This is a genomic window from Micromonospora sp. NPDC047134 (genome assembly GCF_040643455.1).
Taxonomy (GTDB): domain Bacteria; phylum Actinomycetota; class Actinomycetes; order Mycobacteriales; family Micromonosporaceae; genus Micromonospora.
Map to the genome: position 1 here is coordinate 23,050 of NZ_JBEYUI010000031.1, position 16,085 is coordinate 39,134.

Here is a 16,085-nt window from a genome sequence, read left to right on the forward strand (position 1 = left end):
TACCTCTGCCTAGCTGTCGGCACAGGATGTGGGCCTAGGAAGCGGGATCGCGAAGCCATGGAGCCAGCTGTCGGATTGCCGACTCAGGTGCCGCACCTCGGGCGAAAGCACGCACGGTCAGCGCCGCCGGCTCGCACGGTCAGCGCCGCCGGCTCGGTTGTCGCTCCCGCGCAATGCTGTGGTCGGCGACCTGTCGCCCCGCTCCCCTGTCGCAGGTCGGGCATCCATAGCCAACCGTCGGTAGGCCACACCGTCCCACCTCGAACCGCACCAACGTGCGCTCACACCGCCCACACTCGTCGCCAAGCTGGCCGCTGCCGGGGGCGGTGCCGGGGCGACGGCGTTGTGCCCGCCGCACCGCGTCCGCGAACGCCGGATGGCGAGTCCGCAGCACCACACCCGGGTCGGGACCGAGCAGTGAGCCGGTAGCCGTCCAGACCACATCGCCGATCACGGCGCTGGATTCGAGAATCGGCAGGCAGGGTCGGATGTTCAACCCTCTCCGTTTGGCCTCCAGCGCCTCGGCCGACAGGTAGCCATCCGGATCCGGCTCGACCCAGATGGTCACCGGCTCGGTCTGTACGTCCTGTTCGGCGATCAGCTTCAGCGACGCGATCAACGGATGTAGGCCCACCAGCGGCGCCCGGGGAAGCCACATCTCGACGGACCCGGCCTCGGCCAGGTCATCGCGCATCAGGGTGATGACGTCACCTGTCACCCGCTGGGTGACCTCGTTGTCGAGAGCCTCCTCCCACGGCACGACCCGACCTCGTTCCAGCAACGTCGCAAAGAACCGCCACACCGCGTCCCTGCTGGTGCGCTGCCGGTGCATCCGATCCAGCGCTGCGATGACCATCAGGTGGTCGCGGGCGCGGCTGGCAGCCACGTTCAGCAATCGAGCGCCGTCGCCGCCCGATTCGCCCTCGGTGAACCACCGGTGCAGGGGCCGCACCCCGATACCGCTGTCGACCGTGTCGTAGACGACGATGTCCCGCTCTCCACCTTGAAAGCGGTGCACCGTGGACGCCGCCCATGCCTCCTGCTCCGAGTCGGGAAGGAGTGACTCCAGCAGTCGGGCCTGTGCGGCGAAGGGCGAGATGATGCCCAGGCTGGTCAACTCACTGCCCGCCTGCGCGAGGAGCCCGGCGACAAGTTGTGCGTGCATCAGGTTGTACCGGGACGACATGCCCTGCTTGCGGGCAGTACGGGCACCGATGCGGGACGTGTCCAGCAACAGGAGTTCGCCATCGGCCCACGCTGCCCTGCTGCTCCGCGGCCTGGCAGAGATCGTCTCGGCGGAGATCAGCGGGTTTTCCGGATAGAACGCCGCGCTCACGACGGCGTTGATGTCCTGGCGCATACGGTGCTGCTTCGTCAGCGCGGTGAGCCGACCCGGCGCTACGCCCCTGCCCACTGCGGCATCGACGGCAGACTTCTCGAACGGGCTGTTTCGCAGCCACTGCCGTGCTTGCGCAGTCTCGGCAACCACGACCGGCGGCAGTTGCCGAAAGTCACCCGCGACGATGGTGTGCCCACTGCCCGCACCGGCGACCAACAGCGCCAGCGCCGTCGTGGTCATGCTCGCCTCATCGAGAATCACCACGTCGAAGGTGAGTTCACGCAGGGTCCCCAGCACAACCTGATGAGAGGTGGCAGCCACCACCTCCGCATCGCGGCACACCTGTCGGCGTACCAGTTGAAGAGATTCGTCGAGCTCTCGGAGCAGAGCGGTGGAGTCGGCCAGATCCCGCTCCCAGGCCAGCCGCAGTACCTGCTCCTCCTCGGTGAGGCTCGCGTGGCGCCGCCCCAAATCCTTGAGCCGATCCCGCAGGTCACGGTTCCGCCGGCCTTCGTCAACGCGCTTGCGGGCCAGGACCTCACCACGTTTCGCTGCGATCTCGTCGATCAGCACATGCCCCTCGCTGCGCCCGATGAGCGCAGTGTCCGAAGGCTGCCCGAGGCGCACCAGGCCACCCCCGGCAAGCTCAGGTATCACCTCCAGGACGGCACGGACCGCGACATCGACTGCGGCATTGGTAGGCGCGGTGAGCAAAACACGTGATCCACGTACGCAGAGCTGCGCGACGAGGGTGCCGATGGTGGTGGTCTTGCCGGTTCCGGGTGGGCCCCAGAGCCATGTGACACCGGGGGTGAGCCCAAGTTGGATGGCGTGCCGCTGGCCCTGATTGAGCCGATCAACAGCTATGTCCGGCAGCTCCTGCGGCGCGGGCTCATGTCCGGAGTCCAAGATGGCCACCGCTGCCTCGGCGTTGAAACCCGGGCCGCCCTGGACCAACTCGCGCAGACGCTTACTCTGCGCGGAAAGCAGCCACGACAGGTCGCAGCGCAGCAATGCCTCCGCCGGCACCGTCGCCGACGGAGGTATTGCCAGCGTGACGACGTTGCCGAAGACCGACACCACCTCGACGTCCAGCGGCACCCCGTCCACCACGAGCGTCGCCTGCGCGCCCTCCGCCACGCCAAGGTCACCTTCGGCCTCGAAGCGCATCAGCTTCCGGGTCGTCGTGTCGGCAACCACGAGGCCGCTGTTGAGCGGCACATCCTGAAGGGTGCGCTTGTCGGTGACGGCCCGAAGCTCCTCATGTAGCGCTCGGGCGGCCTGCTCGGCGATTCGCGGCCACGAGTCCGGCACTGGTCCGATCGGCGGAACCGGTTCCTCCATGGAGATGCCGATCGAGGCGGCGAGCCGACGCACCTCCGCGAGGGCCTTGCGGGTTGCCGCCGACTCGGCCGGGCGTTGCGCCGGCGGTGCGAGCGCCGTCTCGACCGCCGGGGCAGCCCAGTCACGGGGTATCCAGGTGTCGCCCTGAAGATCGGCGAGGCCGTGAGTGGCGCAGGCGATGTAGATGGCGCTGCTGTCGGTCCGTACGCCCGCTTGGGCCAGTGCCACAAGCAGGGCCTCCTGCGAAATCGGCCCGCGCGCCAGCGCGTGTTGTACGGCCTTGATGAGCCTGCGCTCGCTTCTCACTCCCACATCACCCCGACACCGCCCTACCCGTGAGCCGGCAAGGTAACCAGATCAATTGCAGGCGGGACAATCCACAGAGCAGGTTCTATCGTCGGACTTGGTGTCCGGATTCTGACAATCGCCTACTCCTGGTAGGACGGCAGCAGCGCGTTGTGGAGGTCAGCTGTTCCAGAACATCAGGTCGCGCGCCTGCCGTGAACACGCCGCCAGCTCCGGCACCGCGCGAGGCGGCACGATGTAGTCGCGTTCCCGGATGAGGGTCAGGAACTGCTCTGGCACCGCGACCCGATGGCGACGTACGTAGTGGGCGAAGTCCTTGCGCCACAGCCAGTCGCCGTCGGTGAGCACCGTCGCCCCGTTGATGACCTGCCGGCCGGAGTCGAACGGGTCCTCGGCGACATCCATCACATCGATGAGGACGTACCCGGAGTTCAGGTAACCAACCACCCGGGCCAGGTCGGGCAGCTCCGTGTCGGTGACGCAATCGAAGATGCTCTGCTGCGGCTCGGGGGAGCGCACCGGCCCGAACTCGACGAACATGCCCGCCGTGCGCAGCTGACCGCTCTCCATTACCGCCCACTCTTCGGATAGAAGGTCTTCCACTCACCATCGCCCCGGATCATCGGGGTCTGCCCAACCGGACCATACCGGTCCACGCCGACAGCGTCCGTAGGCGCGGTGACCGGTACGCCCAGGGCGTCGGCTACCTGCTGCGCCGCCGGTGGAACGCCCGCCTGGGGGTCCACGGTTCCGGTGTGGCAGGCCACCAGTCGGACCGGCCCGCCGTCGTAGTGTGGGTTGGCGCGAATCGCATCGGCGATCTGCTGTGGGTGGGTGTAACCGGAAGGATGGTCACCGCCGTCGGCACCCAGCAGGCCGGGGCGGAACATGCCGTTGCGTTCGCCGTGCACCACCACATCGTGGTGGCCGGGGATCGGGCCCACCATGTCGAAGTTGTTCATCGTGGCGCTGTCGTAGCCGATCGCGGTGCTGGTCGGCCTGTGATACACCGGATCACCCGCGAGCAGTTGTGCCTCCGACGGTGGCGGTGGCTGCGGATGCACAGTCGGATCGCTCCAGTCCGACCGGCGCCCCATCGGCTCCAGCCCTGGACTGCCGAACGGCGTGACGGTCCCGCCAGCTGTAGGGCTGTCGGCGGCGGTGGGATCGGTGCGGGCGGCGCGATGCAGCAGGCGGGTCAGTTCGTCCATCAGACCCTCCAGCCGCCCCAGCAGCGGCACCAGGTGGCGCAGGCTGTTGATCAGGGCGCTGACCAACCTGCCGATGCGTGCCGCCCACTTGGCGACCAGACTGCACACCTGGGAGATGACCAGCGGAGTAGCGGCGCCGAGCGTCACTCCGGTCTCGGCCAGCCACAGCGGCAACCTGACCGCCAGCACGGACACGAAGTCGGCGATCAGGTCCCGGACCATCTCGCGTGTCAGCGCCACCAGGAGGCCGGCACCTTCCACCAACGACGCGATGCCGGTGGCAGCCCGCGCAAGGCCGCCCATCGCCCGCATCTGGCCGGTCATATGTTCCTGGTACGCCCGCGCCGACGCGCCCTCCCAACCGACCAGTTGGGCGGTCATCGCCGTTTGCAGGTCGGCCACCGTCCCCGCGCTCTGTGCGGCCACATTGCGCCAGGTCTGTGCGTACGCGGTGATCTGGTCGGGATCTCCGGCCAGCCAGTCCAGCGTCTCCGACAGCGGCTTCACGTGCTCCAGCAGCCAGCCGACACCCCAACTGACCAATGAGCCGAGCGGATCGAGCACGGTCGCCAGCGCGTCCAGGGATGTGGCCACGCCGCCGATCGTGGTGTCGATCCAACTACCTGACTCGATGCCCGCCACCGTGCCGTTGATCTCCTCGACCAGCCCTAGCCCGGAATACCAGCGGGTCGATTCGATGCGGGGTGCCACCAGGGGATTGGCGGCCGCCTCGGTCACAGCGGCAGCTCCAGGTGGCCGGAGGCGCGGATGCGCCGCGCACTGCCGTGATCGGTAGCGGCCGTGGTGGTGGCGACTTGCCGGAGATTCGTCGCCGTCTCCCGAAGGGCCGCCGCTGTCTCGCCGAGGGCGGTGACCACCTGGTCTCCCAGCGGGTCGATCAGCCGGGGCAGGAAGGCCGCGATCTGCCCGTACGCCTCTGCACCCAGGTTTACCTGAGCCGCCGCGCCGCGGGCCGTCTCCATTCGGCCTGCGACCTCATCCACTGCTGCGGCGTGTCGGTGCACGTCGGCCACCGACATTCGCATCCCGGTGTCACCGGTCATTGCCGTTCTCCCGTCGCCGGTTCGTCCGCTCCCCCGGCGGCTCGGGGAACCGCCGCGCGAACGAATCGACCACGGCCCGGCCCGTCTCCGAGTCGGTGCCGACGGTGTCGTGGACCGCCGCTGCCACCTGCGTGGTGAGGCTGGCCTGCGCTCGGGCGATGGTCGTCATCACGATCTCGGCGAGGTCGGCGCCCCGCATCTGGCGTACCCGATCGTCGAATCTCAGCTCGGCCAGTGCGCCGGAGGCGGCTACCGTGACGCGCACCGCGCCGTCTGCCCCGGTAGCCGTGGCAGTGAGGCGCGCGACCCGGTCAGACAACTCGGCGGCTGCCTGTGCCTGAGCGGAGACCTGTGCCGTCCACGAATGCAACCACTCCTGCGCCTCGTCCGGGCTCCGACCGAGCATCACACTCCCGAGAATCCGTGGTCGCCGGTTGCCGTTCCTCCACAGTGCACCACAGTCGGAGACCGCCAGGTGCGCAAACGGTCGCTCCAGCGGATCTCCCGGGATGGAATCAGGCTGGTTCGTCCGCTGACCGGATCGTGCCTCGGGCAAGGCCGTCGGCCGTCAACTGGACGAGTTCCGCGCCGAGGGTCGCGGCCTGTCGGATCGCCGACTCGAAGGCGTTCAGCCGGCGGAAGGCCTCCCCCTGGGCGCGTTGCTCCTCCAGCGGCAGTCGGCGTACCTGGGCCCGCCGGATGTCGAAGCGCAGGGTGCCGGACAGGCTCGACGCCTGTCTCTCGTTGGTCGTGGTGCGTAGTTGACCGGCCAGGAACCAGGGGTCCAGGGCCGCCGGGTTGGGTCGCAGCAGGTACAGGTTGCGGCCCAGCAGTGCCCCTTCGGCGGTCACCACCCGGGCGGTGAGCTGCCGGGCCACCATCGGCACCACCACGTCACCGACGGCCAGCCGGATCTGCTGGCCCAGCCCACCGTCGTCGTGGCCGGAGGGGGGGTCACCGGCAAGCACATCCGACACGGTCAGCACCGGCAGCCCTTCCCCGGCCGGTTCGCCGGTCTCGGTCGAGGCCGCGCGGATCGGGCCGATCAGGTGCAGGGCACCGGAGCGGGCCAGCTCCGCCACGGTCAGGAACTCCCCCTCCGGCCCCGGCGGTGCGGGGGTCACCTGCGGCATCAGCGCCGACAGGTCGCCGACGAGGGCGGCCAGGCGGTCTCTCGTGCGTACCAGATGCTCTGCGGTCTTGCCCTCGACGGCGGGTTGGCGGCGGGCGGGGGTGAGGTCGACCTCCTCGTCGAGCAGTTCGATCACCGGTACCGCGCGGGCGAAGCCGGGTTCCTCGGCCTCGGGGTCGGTGTGGAAGGCCCGCCAGGCGGCGAGGATCTTCGGCGCGGTCGCGGCCAGGTCACCGTCGGCGGCGTCGACCAGCAGGGTCCGCGCCGGTGGTGGCGCGTCCGGTGCGGGGCGTCGCAGCACCCACAGATGCAGCGGTACGCCGTGCGGCGCGGCCACCCCGGGGGGCAGGGCGATGACGGCGCGCAGGGCGCCGCGGCGCAGTAGTTCGGCGCGGATGCGTCGCCCGGCCCGGCGGCTGGCCACCGTGGGTGGCATCAGCAGTACGGCGTGCCCGCCGACTCGCAGGCGGGCCAGGGCGTGTTGGGCCCAGGCCAGTTCGGGTTCGGTACGCGGGGTGGTGCCGACGATCCAACGGGGATCGTGCCCTAGTTCCTCGTCGCCCCAGTTGGTGGCGCCGAAGGGTGGGTGGCAGAGCACGGCGTCGAAGCTGTGCCCGGCGAAGGCGTCGGCGCGCAGTGAGTCACCGATCTGCACCTCCCCGGGTACCTCGCGCAGGGCCAGCCAGAGTCCGGCGAGCCGGGCCAGGTCCTCGTCGAGTTCCTGGCCGTAGGCGGTGGTGCAGCCGGCCCGGACGGCGGCGCGCAGCAGGGCCCCGGAGCCGGTGGTGGGGTCCAGGACGGTGCCGCCGCCGACCTCGGCCAGGGCGACCATCAGGTCGGCCAGATCGTCCGGGGTGGCGAAGGTCCGGGTGGGACCGGGTGCGCTGAAGCGCTGCCACAGCTCGTCGAAGGCACCTTGGGGGCCGTGTTCGTCGACCAGGGCGTCGAGGTCGGGCAGCAGCGGTTTCAGGTACGGCGCCAGGGCGCGGGGGCGTTGGCCTCGTTGTCGGGCCAGCAGGACGGCGCCGACGGCGGCCAGGGCGGCGGCCGGGGATTCACCGGCCGGGGCCAGGCGCCGCCAGAGCCGGTCGGCGGTGGACTGGTCGGCGAGCTTTCCCTGGTCGCGGAGCCACTGTTCGACCTGGATCAGGTCGAACTCGGGGCTGGCCGCCGTTCCGCCGACCGGCGCGGGGAAGTCGGGGTGCCGTTTGCGCCAGTTGCTGACGGCGGCGCGTCCCACCCCGGCAAGCCGGGCGATCTCGGCCGCCGTGATGGTCGGGTTCACCTGCACCTCCGTAGTGTGTCACGCCTGTCAACCATCATGCTTGTTGACACGGTTCACAGATGGTGCTCTCATTGACGTCGCCACACCGGAACCAGGAGGAAAACAATGCGCAAGACCACGCTGATCGCCCTGCTCGCCACCGCCCTGGTAGGGCTGGGTTGCGGTGCCGCCACCACCGAGGGAGCCGGTGACACCAGCGGCGGCGACGGCGAGGCGAAGGCCGACAAGCAGGCCGAGAAGGTGGCCAAGATCGGCGACCCGGCGCGCGACGGCAAGTTCGAGTTCACCGTCAAGTCGGCCAAGTGCGGCGTACGCAAGGTCGGCAGCGACCTGCTCGGCGCCACCGCCCAGGGTCAGTTCTGCCTGGTCACCCTCAAGGTCAAGAACATCGGCAAGGAGTCGCAGATGTTCGACGGCAGCAGCCAGAAGGCGTACTCGGCCGACGGCACGGAGTACTCCGCCGACGGGGCCGCCGGCCTGTACGCCAACGAGAACGCCGAGACCTTCCTCAACGACATCAACCCCGGCAACCAGGTGACCGGCGTGGTCGTCTTCGACATCCCCAAGAAGGTCAAGCTCACCAAGCTCGAGCTGCACGACTCGCCGTTCTCCGGCGGCGTCACCGTCGCCCTCGACTGACCGGCCGGGCCGTCACCGGCCCCGGCCCCGGCGAGCCGACCACCCCACCCCGTCCCGCACCGCATCGTCCTGCCCGCAGCATCGGAAGGAGCAACCGATGGAATCGCATCTGCCCGTCGTTCGTCAGCGTGGTGTCCGTGGCGGAGAGGGTGGCTGGGCCGGGCCCGGCTGGGCCCCGGACCGGACCGACGCCCACCGCATCAATGGCTGAGCGGGGTACGCCGTGTCGAAGCAGCGTGATCCGCAGCCACCGAAGGAGTTTCTCGGGGTCGGCGGGGACCAGCTCACGGCCCGCCGGTTCGTCGAGGAACGCCTCGCCGAACTACCGCACCGGCCCGAGGACGCCGAAGTCCGATTACGCGGCCTGCTGGCGACCTACGAGGACCTGAACGCGCGGGGCCACCCGGAGCCGATGGTCCTGCTGGCCGGGGTGCTGGGCATCCCGGTGGAGGTCCTGATCCGCCACCTGCGAGCCGCCCAGCGCTGACGGGCCGCACCGGTGGTCATCCGCAACTGCTTCGGCCGCCGTCCGATCGGGCGGCGGCCGAAGTTGCCGCTCTCAAAGCAGCAGGCTGGCCAGGTAGCCGCCGGGCTGGATGTTGGGGGCCTGGAAGGAGTAGGTGGTGGCGTTCCACGGCTCGGGGTGCGGGCCGGGCCAGGGAACCGGCCTCGGGATGCGGACCTGCCAGGCCAGGCTGTTGCCGCACCAGTCACCGTGCAGATGATCACCGTGCACGGTGAGCGCGATCGGCCTTCCGGGTATGGCGACTCCGGCGTTGGTGACCGGGGTCGGTTCGTGCCAGGTTCCGTTGACATTGGAGGTGGCCCGGATGGCGCCGTCCTCACCGGCGAACATGACGACGGCCAGGGAACCGGAGAACAGGCCCGTGGCGAGGTGGGCCCCGGGGGGTGCGGCCCCGACACCGGCGACTGCCACCGGTTGCCATGGGTCGGGTACCGGACCACCGGTCAGCCTGACCTGCCAGATCCGCCCGTCGGTGTCGGTGACCATCCCGGCCGCGTTGCCGATCACGGCGAGCCCGCCACCGGGTACGGCGAAGTTCGGTGGACTGGCCAGGGAGGTCATCCAGGTGCCGGCACTGTTCTGCCGGACCACCCGCACCGCCCCGTCGATGCCGACGAAGGCCACCCCGACGGTGCTTCCCGGGATCGCGGCGACAACCGCACCGGGTGCGGCGACACCGACCGCGGTGATCTGTCGGGGGCCGACCCGCGTACCGGCTCGGTATGACTTGTTGTAGATCGCCCCGTAGCGGCCGACGAAGAAGACCTCCGTTCCGGCCGCGGTGACCGACGTCCCCGGCAGGGCCTGGCCGCCGGGTCCTTCCACGCTCGTCTGCCCGCCCGCGCCGGTCGAAGTGCTCCACATGACGAGAGCGCCGCTCGCGTTGATCGCGAACACCCGAGGAACGGTGGATCCGGACCCGAGCAGGGCAATAGCGGCTCCGGGCAGCGCGGCCGGGTCGCGGTGCACCGCCACCGGCGCGCCCCAGGTCGACCTGTAGAGGGTCAAGTTCTTGCCGATGGTGTACGTCCCGACCTGGGCGTCGGCGTACGCCGGCCCGGTGGCGATCGGCGCGAGCGTGAGGATCAGCGCGGCTCCCACCGTGACTGCGAGACGCCGGCATCCCCCGCGAACCTTGATCATGCGTGCTCCCTTCGAGCGACGAGACCGGTAGGGACAGGATCGCCGCCGGAACACCGAATTGATAGGTGCCTGTCAATTAGTGCGGGCCCGGGCCCCGCCTGCCCCGCCACACTCCCCCGCCGAATCCCTGACATCGCATATTGTCGATCCGAAAAGTTCCACCCTGGCCGACCACCACCACCCAGGTCGTCCCGGGTGTCGGGCCGTACACCGATCAAGGTGCCGGCCGACCCGGACCGACCTCGGCCAGGTCCACGCACCACGAAGGGAGTGCCACATGTGTTACGGGTACGACGGCGATGCCGCGCTGCGACGATCCGGCATGAACCGGCGGGGTCTGTTGCGCGGTTCATTGGCGGTCGCCGCCGGTGTGGGGCTGGCCGCCTCCGGTGCGACCGCCGCGACCGCCGGCCCCGGACACGGGCATGGTCACGGTCACGGGCATGGACACGGGCCCAGTCACGGGCACGGGCCGGGGCACCCGGAGCGGCGTCCGGTGCCGCCGGGTCTGATCAGCATTCAACTGTGGACGGTGCGTGACGCGCTGAACGGCGCACCGGGCTACGACGCCACCCTCCGGCACCTGGCCCGCATCGGCTACCCCCGGGTGGAGCTGGCCCTGGGCTACTTCGGTCGCAGCGCCGGTCAGCTACGCCGGTTCCTCGACGGCATCGGCATCAAGGCCAGTTCCAGCCACGACGGAATCAGCGCCGACCCCGCCGCGCTGCGGCAGAAGATTCAGGACGCGGTCACCCTGGGCCAGAAGTACCTGGTGGTGCCGTACCTCTACTCCGAGAGCGCCGACGACTGGAAGCGCTGGGCGGAGCAGATGAATGTGGAGGCCGCGGCGGCGCGCAAGGCCGGTCTGCGGTACGGGTACCACAACCACGCCCACGAGTTCACCATCGACCTCGGTGGTGGGCGTACCCCCTGGGACATCCTGACCGCGGAGCTCGACCCGAAGCTGGTCCACCTGGAGATCGACATCTACTGGGCGGTCACCGGTGGCATCGAGTCCGGGGCCGGGGCGGCCGACCCGGAGGGCTTCACCCTGGAGGTGATCCGTCGCGCGCCGCAGCAGGTCCTCCAGTACCACGTCAAGGACCGGCACGCTGCTGACGGGGACATGGCCGACCTGGGCACCGGGATGATCGACTTCGCCCGGATCTTCCGGGGCCACCAGGTGCAGGAGTACATCGTGGAGAACGACACCCCCGACGTGACGCCCCAGCAGACCGCCGAGGTCGGCTACCGCTACCTGCGCAACCTGCGGTACTGACCTGCACCGACGGGCACCGGGCCGCGCGTCCGGCCCGGTGCCCGTCGACGGCGGGGGCCCCTGACACAATCGCCGCCATGGAGGCTGCCGAACTGGTGCTGGTGCTGCGCTACCGCAAGGCGGTGACGTACGGCTTCCATGTCCTGCTCGGGGCGTTGGAGACCCACCAGACCTCGACCCGGTACGAGGTGCGGTTCGGCGACACCCCGGCGACCACCGCCGCGCACATCCGGGACGCCGCCGCCACCGCCACCCGGGTGCTGGTGCTGTGGTCGTTCTACTCCCCCGACGCCCACGCCCTGGCCCAGGAACTGGCCGAGATCCGGGCCATGGCCGACGCCCCGAACGTCACCCACCTGGCTGGCGGGGTGCACGCCACCGCAGAGCCGGTGCAGACCCTGGACGCCGGGTGGGACATGGCGGCGGTCGGCGAGGGTGAGACCACCCTGCTGCACCTGGTGGACGCCGTCGGAGACCCGACCGGCATCACCGGGCTGGTGTACCGCGACCCCACCGGCGCGGTGGTACGCACCGGACGACCGCAACGACGACCCCTCGACGACTTCCGGGGTTTCTCGCTGCTGTGGGACCGCTTCAACGCCCTGGAGATCACCCGGGGCTGTGTCTTCTCCTGCCGCTTCTGCCAGACCCCCTTCATGTTCTCCGCCAAGTTCCGGCACCGCAGCGTGTCGAACGTGCGGTGGCATGTCGACCAGATGCGGGCCCGTGGGCTGCGCGACGTCCGGTTCATCACCCCGACCGCGTTGAGCTATGGCAGTCAGGACGAGGAACCGAACCTCGACGCGGTCGAGGAACTGCTGGCCACCTGCAAGGAGGGCATCGGGCCCAACGGTCGGGTCTTCTTCGGCTCCTTCCCCAGCGAGATCCGACCCGAGCATGTCAGCCGGGCCGCCCTGCGGCTGGTCAAGAAGTACTGCGCCAACAACAACATCATCGTCGGCGCCCAGTCCGGCTCCGACCGGGTGCTCGACGCCGCGAAACGCGGCCACGGGGTCGAGGAGGTCGTACGGGCGGCCCGTCTCGGCATCGAGGAAGGCTTCCGGATCAACGTCGACATGATCTTCGGGATGCCCGGCGAGAGCGAACAGGACGTCGCCGACTCGCTGCGCCTGGCCGGCGAACTCGCCGAGGTCGGGGCCCGCATCCACGCCCACACCTTCATGCCCCTGCCCGGCACTCCCTGGCGGGACGCCCCACCCGGCGATGTGGACCCCGACACCATCCGCCAGGTCGACCGCCTCTCCCAACGCGGCGCGCTCTACGGCCACTGGCAGAAGCAACGCGAACACGCCGCCCGACTGGCCGCCGCCGCCGAGGCGTACCCCCGCCCCGGACGCAGCCGCACCATCCTGCCCCAGGTCCGGAGAAACGAAGCACCGTAGTACCCGGGCGGCGAGCGACGCTTGATTGATGCGTCACCATGTGGTGATGCCGCATCGCCTGTCCTATGCCGACGCCGTGAAGATTCTGGGTGGCTCCGGCCCGATGGCGAAGGCCGTCGACAACCTGCTCGGCGGTGCGCTCGCCGTCGCCACCGCTGGGGGCAGCGACCTCGCCAGCAGCTTCTTCGATATCAAACCCGAGGTGAGCCGGCTTTTCAGCCTGATCAGTGAATCGGTACGCGGGTTGGGACGCCACGAGCGCAGCGAGTTGCTTCAGGCCGCCCACACCGTTCTGGTGATCACCGCTTTCTTCGAGGAGCTCGACAAATGCCTGACCACGGCGGGTGTTGGCAGGCCGGAGTTCACCCGGGAGCACCAGCTAGACTTCGCCGCCGGTCAGGGCGAGGGCACCCTGGTCGACAATGTCCTGCGTACCCCTCTCCCGTTGCCGGCGCCTGATCTTTCGTACCGGGGTCTGCTGACCGCCCTAGAGGACTGGTTTGTCGCGCAGGCTGCGCGGATGAGTCGTCACCTCACCGGGCTGGCCGCCTGGGACGCCGCCGACGAGCGTACGCGCCGAGCGGCGGTGGATCTGCTCGACCAGCGGCTGCCCGCTGCGGCGGTGGACCGCTACGACGAGATCCACAGGAGTCTCGCCGAGGAGATTCCCGAGTTCGCCCTCTGGGCCGATCGGCTTGAGGCGCGGGCTACCGCCCGGGGCCTGGAACGTCTGGAGGCGTTGCTGCTGCGGGTCGGCACCGGACGGGCTCCGGGCCTGCACCGGGCCGCCCTGTCCCGCGCCTATCGTGCCGAGTTGGACCGTCCGATTCTCGGCGGTGACGCCGGGGAACTGCCCGTGCCGACCCTCGGGGCGGCGTACGTTGATCCGCGCTTTCGGGTTCGGACGGCCGACTCGGGGGCCCGTCCTGCGGACGAACAGTGGTGGGCCGGCGTCGAGGACCGCGACGACTTCGCCGGATTCCTCGCCGCCCATCTGACCACCACGCAGGCCACCGAGGCACCGATGCTGCTGCTGGGTCAACCGGGCGCCGGGAAGACCTCACTGACCCGCATCCTCGCCGCCCGGCTGCCCGCAGGCGACTTCTTCGTCTGCCGGGTGCCGCTACGCGAGGTGTCCGCCGAGGCCGAGATCCAGGACCAGGTTGAACAGGCTCTGCGCCGGGCGATCGGCGAGACGGTCTCCTGGGCGGAGCTTTCCCGTGACGCCGCCGGTGCCCTGCCGGTCATTCTGCTCGACGGCTTCGACGAACTCCTCCAGGCCACCGGCCTCCACCAGTCCGACTACCTGCATCGGGTCGCGAAGTTCCAGCAGCGGGAAGCAGCGTTGGGCCGCCCGGTGGCGGTCATGGTCACCACCCGCATCGCGGTGGCGGGCCGGGCCCGTCTGCCCGTGGGCGCACTGGCCGTACGCCTGGAGCCCTTCGACGAGGCGCAGATCAGACGCTGGCTGGAGGTCTGGAACGACACCGCGCGACCCGCCGAACCGTTGCCGCCGCAGGTGGTGCTCCGCTTCCGCCACCTGGCCGAACAGCCGCTGCTGCTGCTCATGCTCGCCCTCTACGACGCCACCGGCAACGCGCTGCGCGACGATGCCGCCGCCCTCGACGACGGCCAACTCTACGAACGGTTGCTGACCTCCTTCGCCGAGCGTGAGGTGCGCCGGGTACACGCGGGACAGCCCGACTCGGCCCTGCCGGGGCTGGTGGAGCAGGAGTTGCTGCGCCTGTCGGTGGTGGCCTTCGCCATGTTCCACCGCCTGCGGCTGTGGGCCACCGAGAGTGAACTCGACGAGGACCTGACCGGCCTCGGAATCTCCCCCTCACACCCAGGCCGCACCGAGACCTTCCACCGCCCGGTCACGGTCGGTCAGGAGATGATCGGGCGCTTCTTCTTCATCCAGCGCGCCCAGGCCGTCCAGGAGGAGCAGACCCGGCAGACGTACGAGTTCCTGCACGCCACCTTCGGCGAGTATCTCGTGGCCCGGCTGGTCGTGCAGGCCGTCCGGGACACCGAGGCGCGGGAGGCGGCGAGCACCCTGGCCCTGCGCCTGGGCCCCTCGCACGACGACGACCTGCTGGGATCCCTGCTCGGTTTCACCCCCCTGACTGCCCGCGCCACCGTACTGCCGTTCATCGCCGGCCTGCTCGGCTCCCCCGACCGCGACCGCATCCGCGCCTGGTTGGCGGGCCGGGCCTCAGCGGCCATGACCCGGCCGCAGTATGTCGAGAGCCGCTACCGCCCGGTCGACAAGCGCATCGACCACTGGCTGGCCACCTACTCGTTCAACCTGTTCCTGCTGACCCTGGCCTGCGGTGATGCGGTGCGAGCCTCGGAGCTGTTCACCCGCACCAAAGACCCGGCGAGCTGGCTACGCAACTCGGCCTTGCAGTGGCAGGCCGCCGTTCCCGGGGGCATATGGCTGGAAACCATGCAGGCTCTCAGGATCACCCGCACCTGGCAGGAGGATCGCCGCGACATCGTCGTCGAGCACACTCGTGAGCGGACGGCGGAGTTCCCGGAGGCGACCGATGTCTACTGGATCAACGGGCTGAATCCTAACGCGGGCCGGGAGTGGTCTTTCCGGGCCGCCTTCGAGCTCACGCCCGCGCTGCGGTCCATGCACCTGAGCAACCACGTGAGCGGTGATGTTCTGCTGCACGCCTTGGAGCCACTGATCCATCGGATACCTGCGGCGTTTACCGAGTTCGGGGAGCGGCCCTCAGGCCGCCATCTGTCGGTCGCGCACACCCTCATTCGGATGTGGCTGGCGGTCTCGTTGCATGCTCCCTCGCAAGAACTGATCGCCGCTATCGACGACGCCTGCGACGCCGTGGCAGACCTGTCCCGGATCGACGATCGAAAAACTCGGGCCGTCGGGGACGCCACAGAGATGGTGCTGAGCACCATGCGCGGCGAGGCGCGCCGACTGCCACCGGCCAGGGTGTGCGAGCTGGTTCATCAGCTAATCGACGAGGGGTTGATGACCGCACGCGCGGCCGTCTCCGCGATTCAGTGCTTGACAGAGTCCACGGCCGTCGATGACTGGTACGGAGCCTCACTGGCCTCAGACCTGATCGCAAAGCACGCAGGAAGCATCGACCACGACGTGCTTGTCTCAGCGTCGCGTGCATTGGTCGATAGTAGGGGAGCCAATCCTAGGGACCTTCAATACTTGGCCACTGTTCTGAGCGCGGACGGACGCCGAGCGGAACTGGAGCGGGCGGTCCCGGAAATCGCCGACATCCTGTTCGGCCATACCGGGGACAATGGTGCGGGCAGCGGCGAGTCCGGCTGACGCGGGGCGTACGCCGGGACCGGCTGCCTGGGCCTGGGCCGCCACCGTAGTCGGCCACCCACCACCACCTCACCTGGTCCCAGAACCGTCCGGTGGAA

General features: G+C 69.7%; 12 protein-coding genes. 5 read left to right on the plus strand and 7 right to left on the minus strand.

Annotation, left to right across the window (positions count from 1 at the left end; genetic code table 11):
• Window positions 1-139 precede the first annotated feature (139 nt).
• From ABZ795_RS25875 to ABZ795_RS25900, 6 genes are all read right to left on the minus strand, one after another.
• The gene (locus ABZ795_RS25875; RefSeq protein WP_357532232.1) at window positions 140-2,989 is read right to left on the minus strand and encodes an AAA domain-containing protein; all 2,850 of its coding nucleotides are present in this window, start codon (window positions 2,987-2,989) and stop codon (window positions 140-142) included.
• Between the two features lie 159 nt (window positions 2,990-3,148).
• Window positions 3,149-3,559 carry a hypothetical protein gene (locus ABZ795_RS25880; protein WP_357532233.1) on the minus strand — a complete coding sequence of 137 codons (411 nt, stop codon included), beginning with the start codon at window positions 3,557-3,559 and terminating at the stop codon, window positions 3,149-3,151.
• Window positions 3,559-4,938, minus strand: coding sequence for a WXG100 family type VII secretion target (locus ABZ795_RS25885; RefSeq protein WP_357532234.1), 1,380 nt, complete (start codon window positions 4,936-4,938; stop codon window positions 3,559-3,561). The genes ABZ795_RS25880 and ABZ795_RS25885 overlap by 1 nt, the downstream gene beginning before the upstream one ends.
• Window positions 4,935-5,264: a type VII secretion target gene (locus tag ABZ795_RS25890; protein ID WP_357532235.1), complete on the minus strand. Its 330-nt coding sequence runs from the start codon at window positions 5,262-5,264 to the stop codon at window positions 4,935-4,937. Before ABZ795_RS25890 ends, ABZ795_RS25885 begins: the two co-directional genes overlap by 4 nt.
• Window positions 5,254-5,670 carry a YbaB/EbfC family nucleoid-associated protein gene (locus ABZ795_RS25895; RefSeq protein WP_357532236.1) on the minus strand — a complete coding sequence of 139 codons (417 nt, stop codon included), beginning with the start codon at window positions 5,668-5,670 and terminating at the stop codon, window positions 5,254-5,256. Before ABZ795_RS25895 ends, ABZ795_RS25890 begins: the two co-directional genes overlap by 11 nt.
• A 109-nt stretch (window positions 5,671-5,779) precedes the next feature.
• Entirely contained in the window at window positions 5,780-7,681 is a 1,902-nt protein-coding gene (locus ABZ795_RS25900; protein WP_357532237.1) for an N-6 DNA methylase, read from the minus strand.
• A 105-nt stretch (window positions 7,682-7,786) separates the two neighbouring features.
• Between ABZ795_RS25900 and ABZ795_RS25905 the strand changes: the two genes are divergently transcribed.
• Window positions 7,787-8,320 carry a DUF4352 domain-containing protein gene (locus tag ABZ795_RS25905; RefSeq protein ID WP_327025744.1) on the plus strand — a complete coding sequence of 178 codons (534 nt, stop codon included), beginning with the start codon at window positions 7,787-7,789 and terminating at the stop codon, window positions 8,318-8,320.
• A gap of 223 nt (window positions 8,321-8,543) precedes the next feature.
• Entirely contained in the window at window positions 8,544-8,807 is a 264-nt protein-coding gene (locus ABZ795_RS25910) for a hypothetical protein (RefSeq protein ID WP_357532238.1), read from the plus strand.
• A 72-nt stretch (window positions 8,808-8,879) separates the two neighbouring features.
• Here the strand turns inward: ABZ795_RS25910 and ABZ795_RS25915 are convergent, their stop codons facing one another.
• Entirely contained in the window at window positions 8,880-9,989 is a 1,110-nt protein-coding gene (locus tag ABZ795_RS25915) for a hypothetical protein (protein ID WP_357532239.1), read from the minus strand.
• A 277-nt stretch (window positions 9,990-10,266) separates the two neighbouring features.
• On the opposite strand from ABZ795_RS25915, the gene ABZ795_RS25920 reads away from it, so the two are divergent.
• From ABZ795_RS25920 to ABZ795_RS25930, 3 genes are all read left to right on the plus strand, one after another.
• Complete coding sequence (locus tag ABZ795_RS25920) at window positions 10,267-11,268, plus strand: sugar phosphate isomerase/epimerase (protein WP_357532240.1); 1,002 nt, start codon at window positions 10,267-10,269, stop codon at window positions 11,266-11,268.
• 77 nt (window positions 11,269-11,345) lie between these two features.
• Window positions 11,346-12,671, plus strand: coding sequence for a TIGR04013 family B12-binding domain/radical SAM domain-containing protein (locus ABZ795_RS25925; protein WP_357532241.1), 1,326 nt, complete (start codon window positions 11,346-11,348; stop codon window positions 12,669-12,671).
• Between the two features lie 46 nt (window positions 12,672-12,717).
• The gene (locus ABZ795_RS25930; protein ID WP_357532242.1) at window positions 12,718-15,987 is read left to right on the plus strand and encodes an ATP-binding protein; all 3,270 of its coding nucleotides are present in this window, start codon (window positions 12,718-12,720) and stop codon (window positions 15,985-15,987) included.
• The last annotated feature ends 98 nt before the right edge of the window (window positions 15,988-16,085 follow it).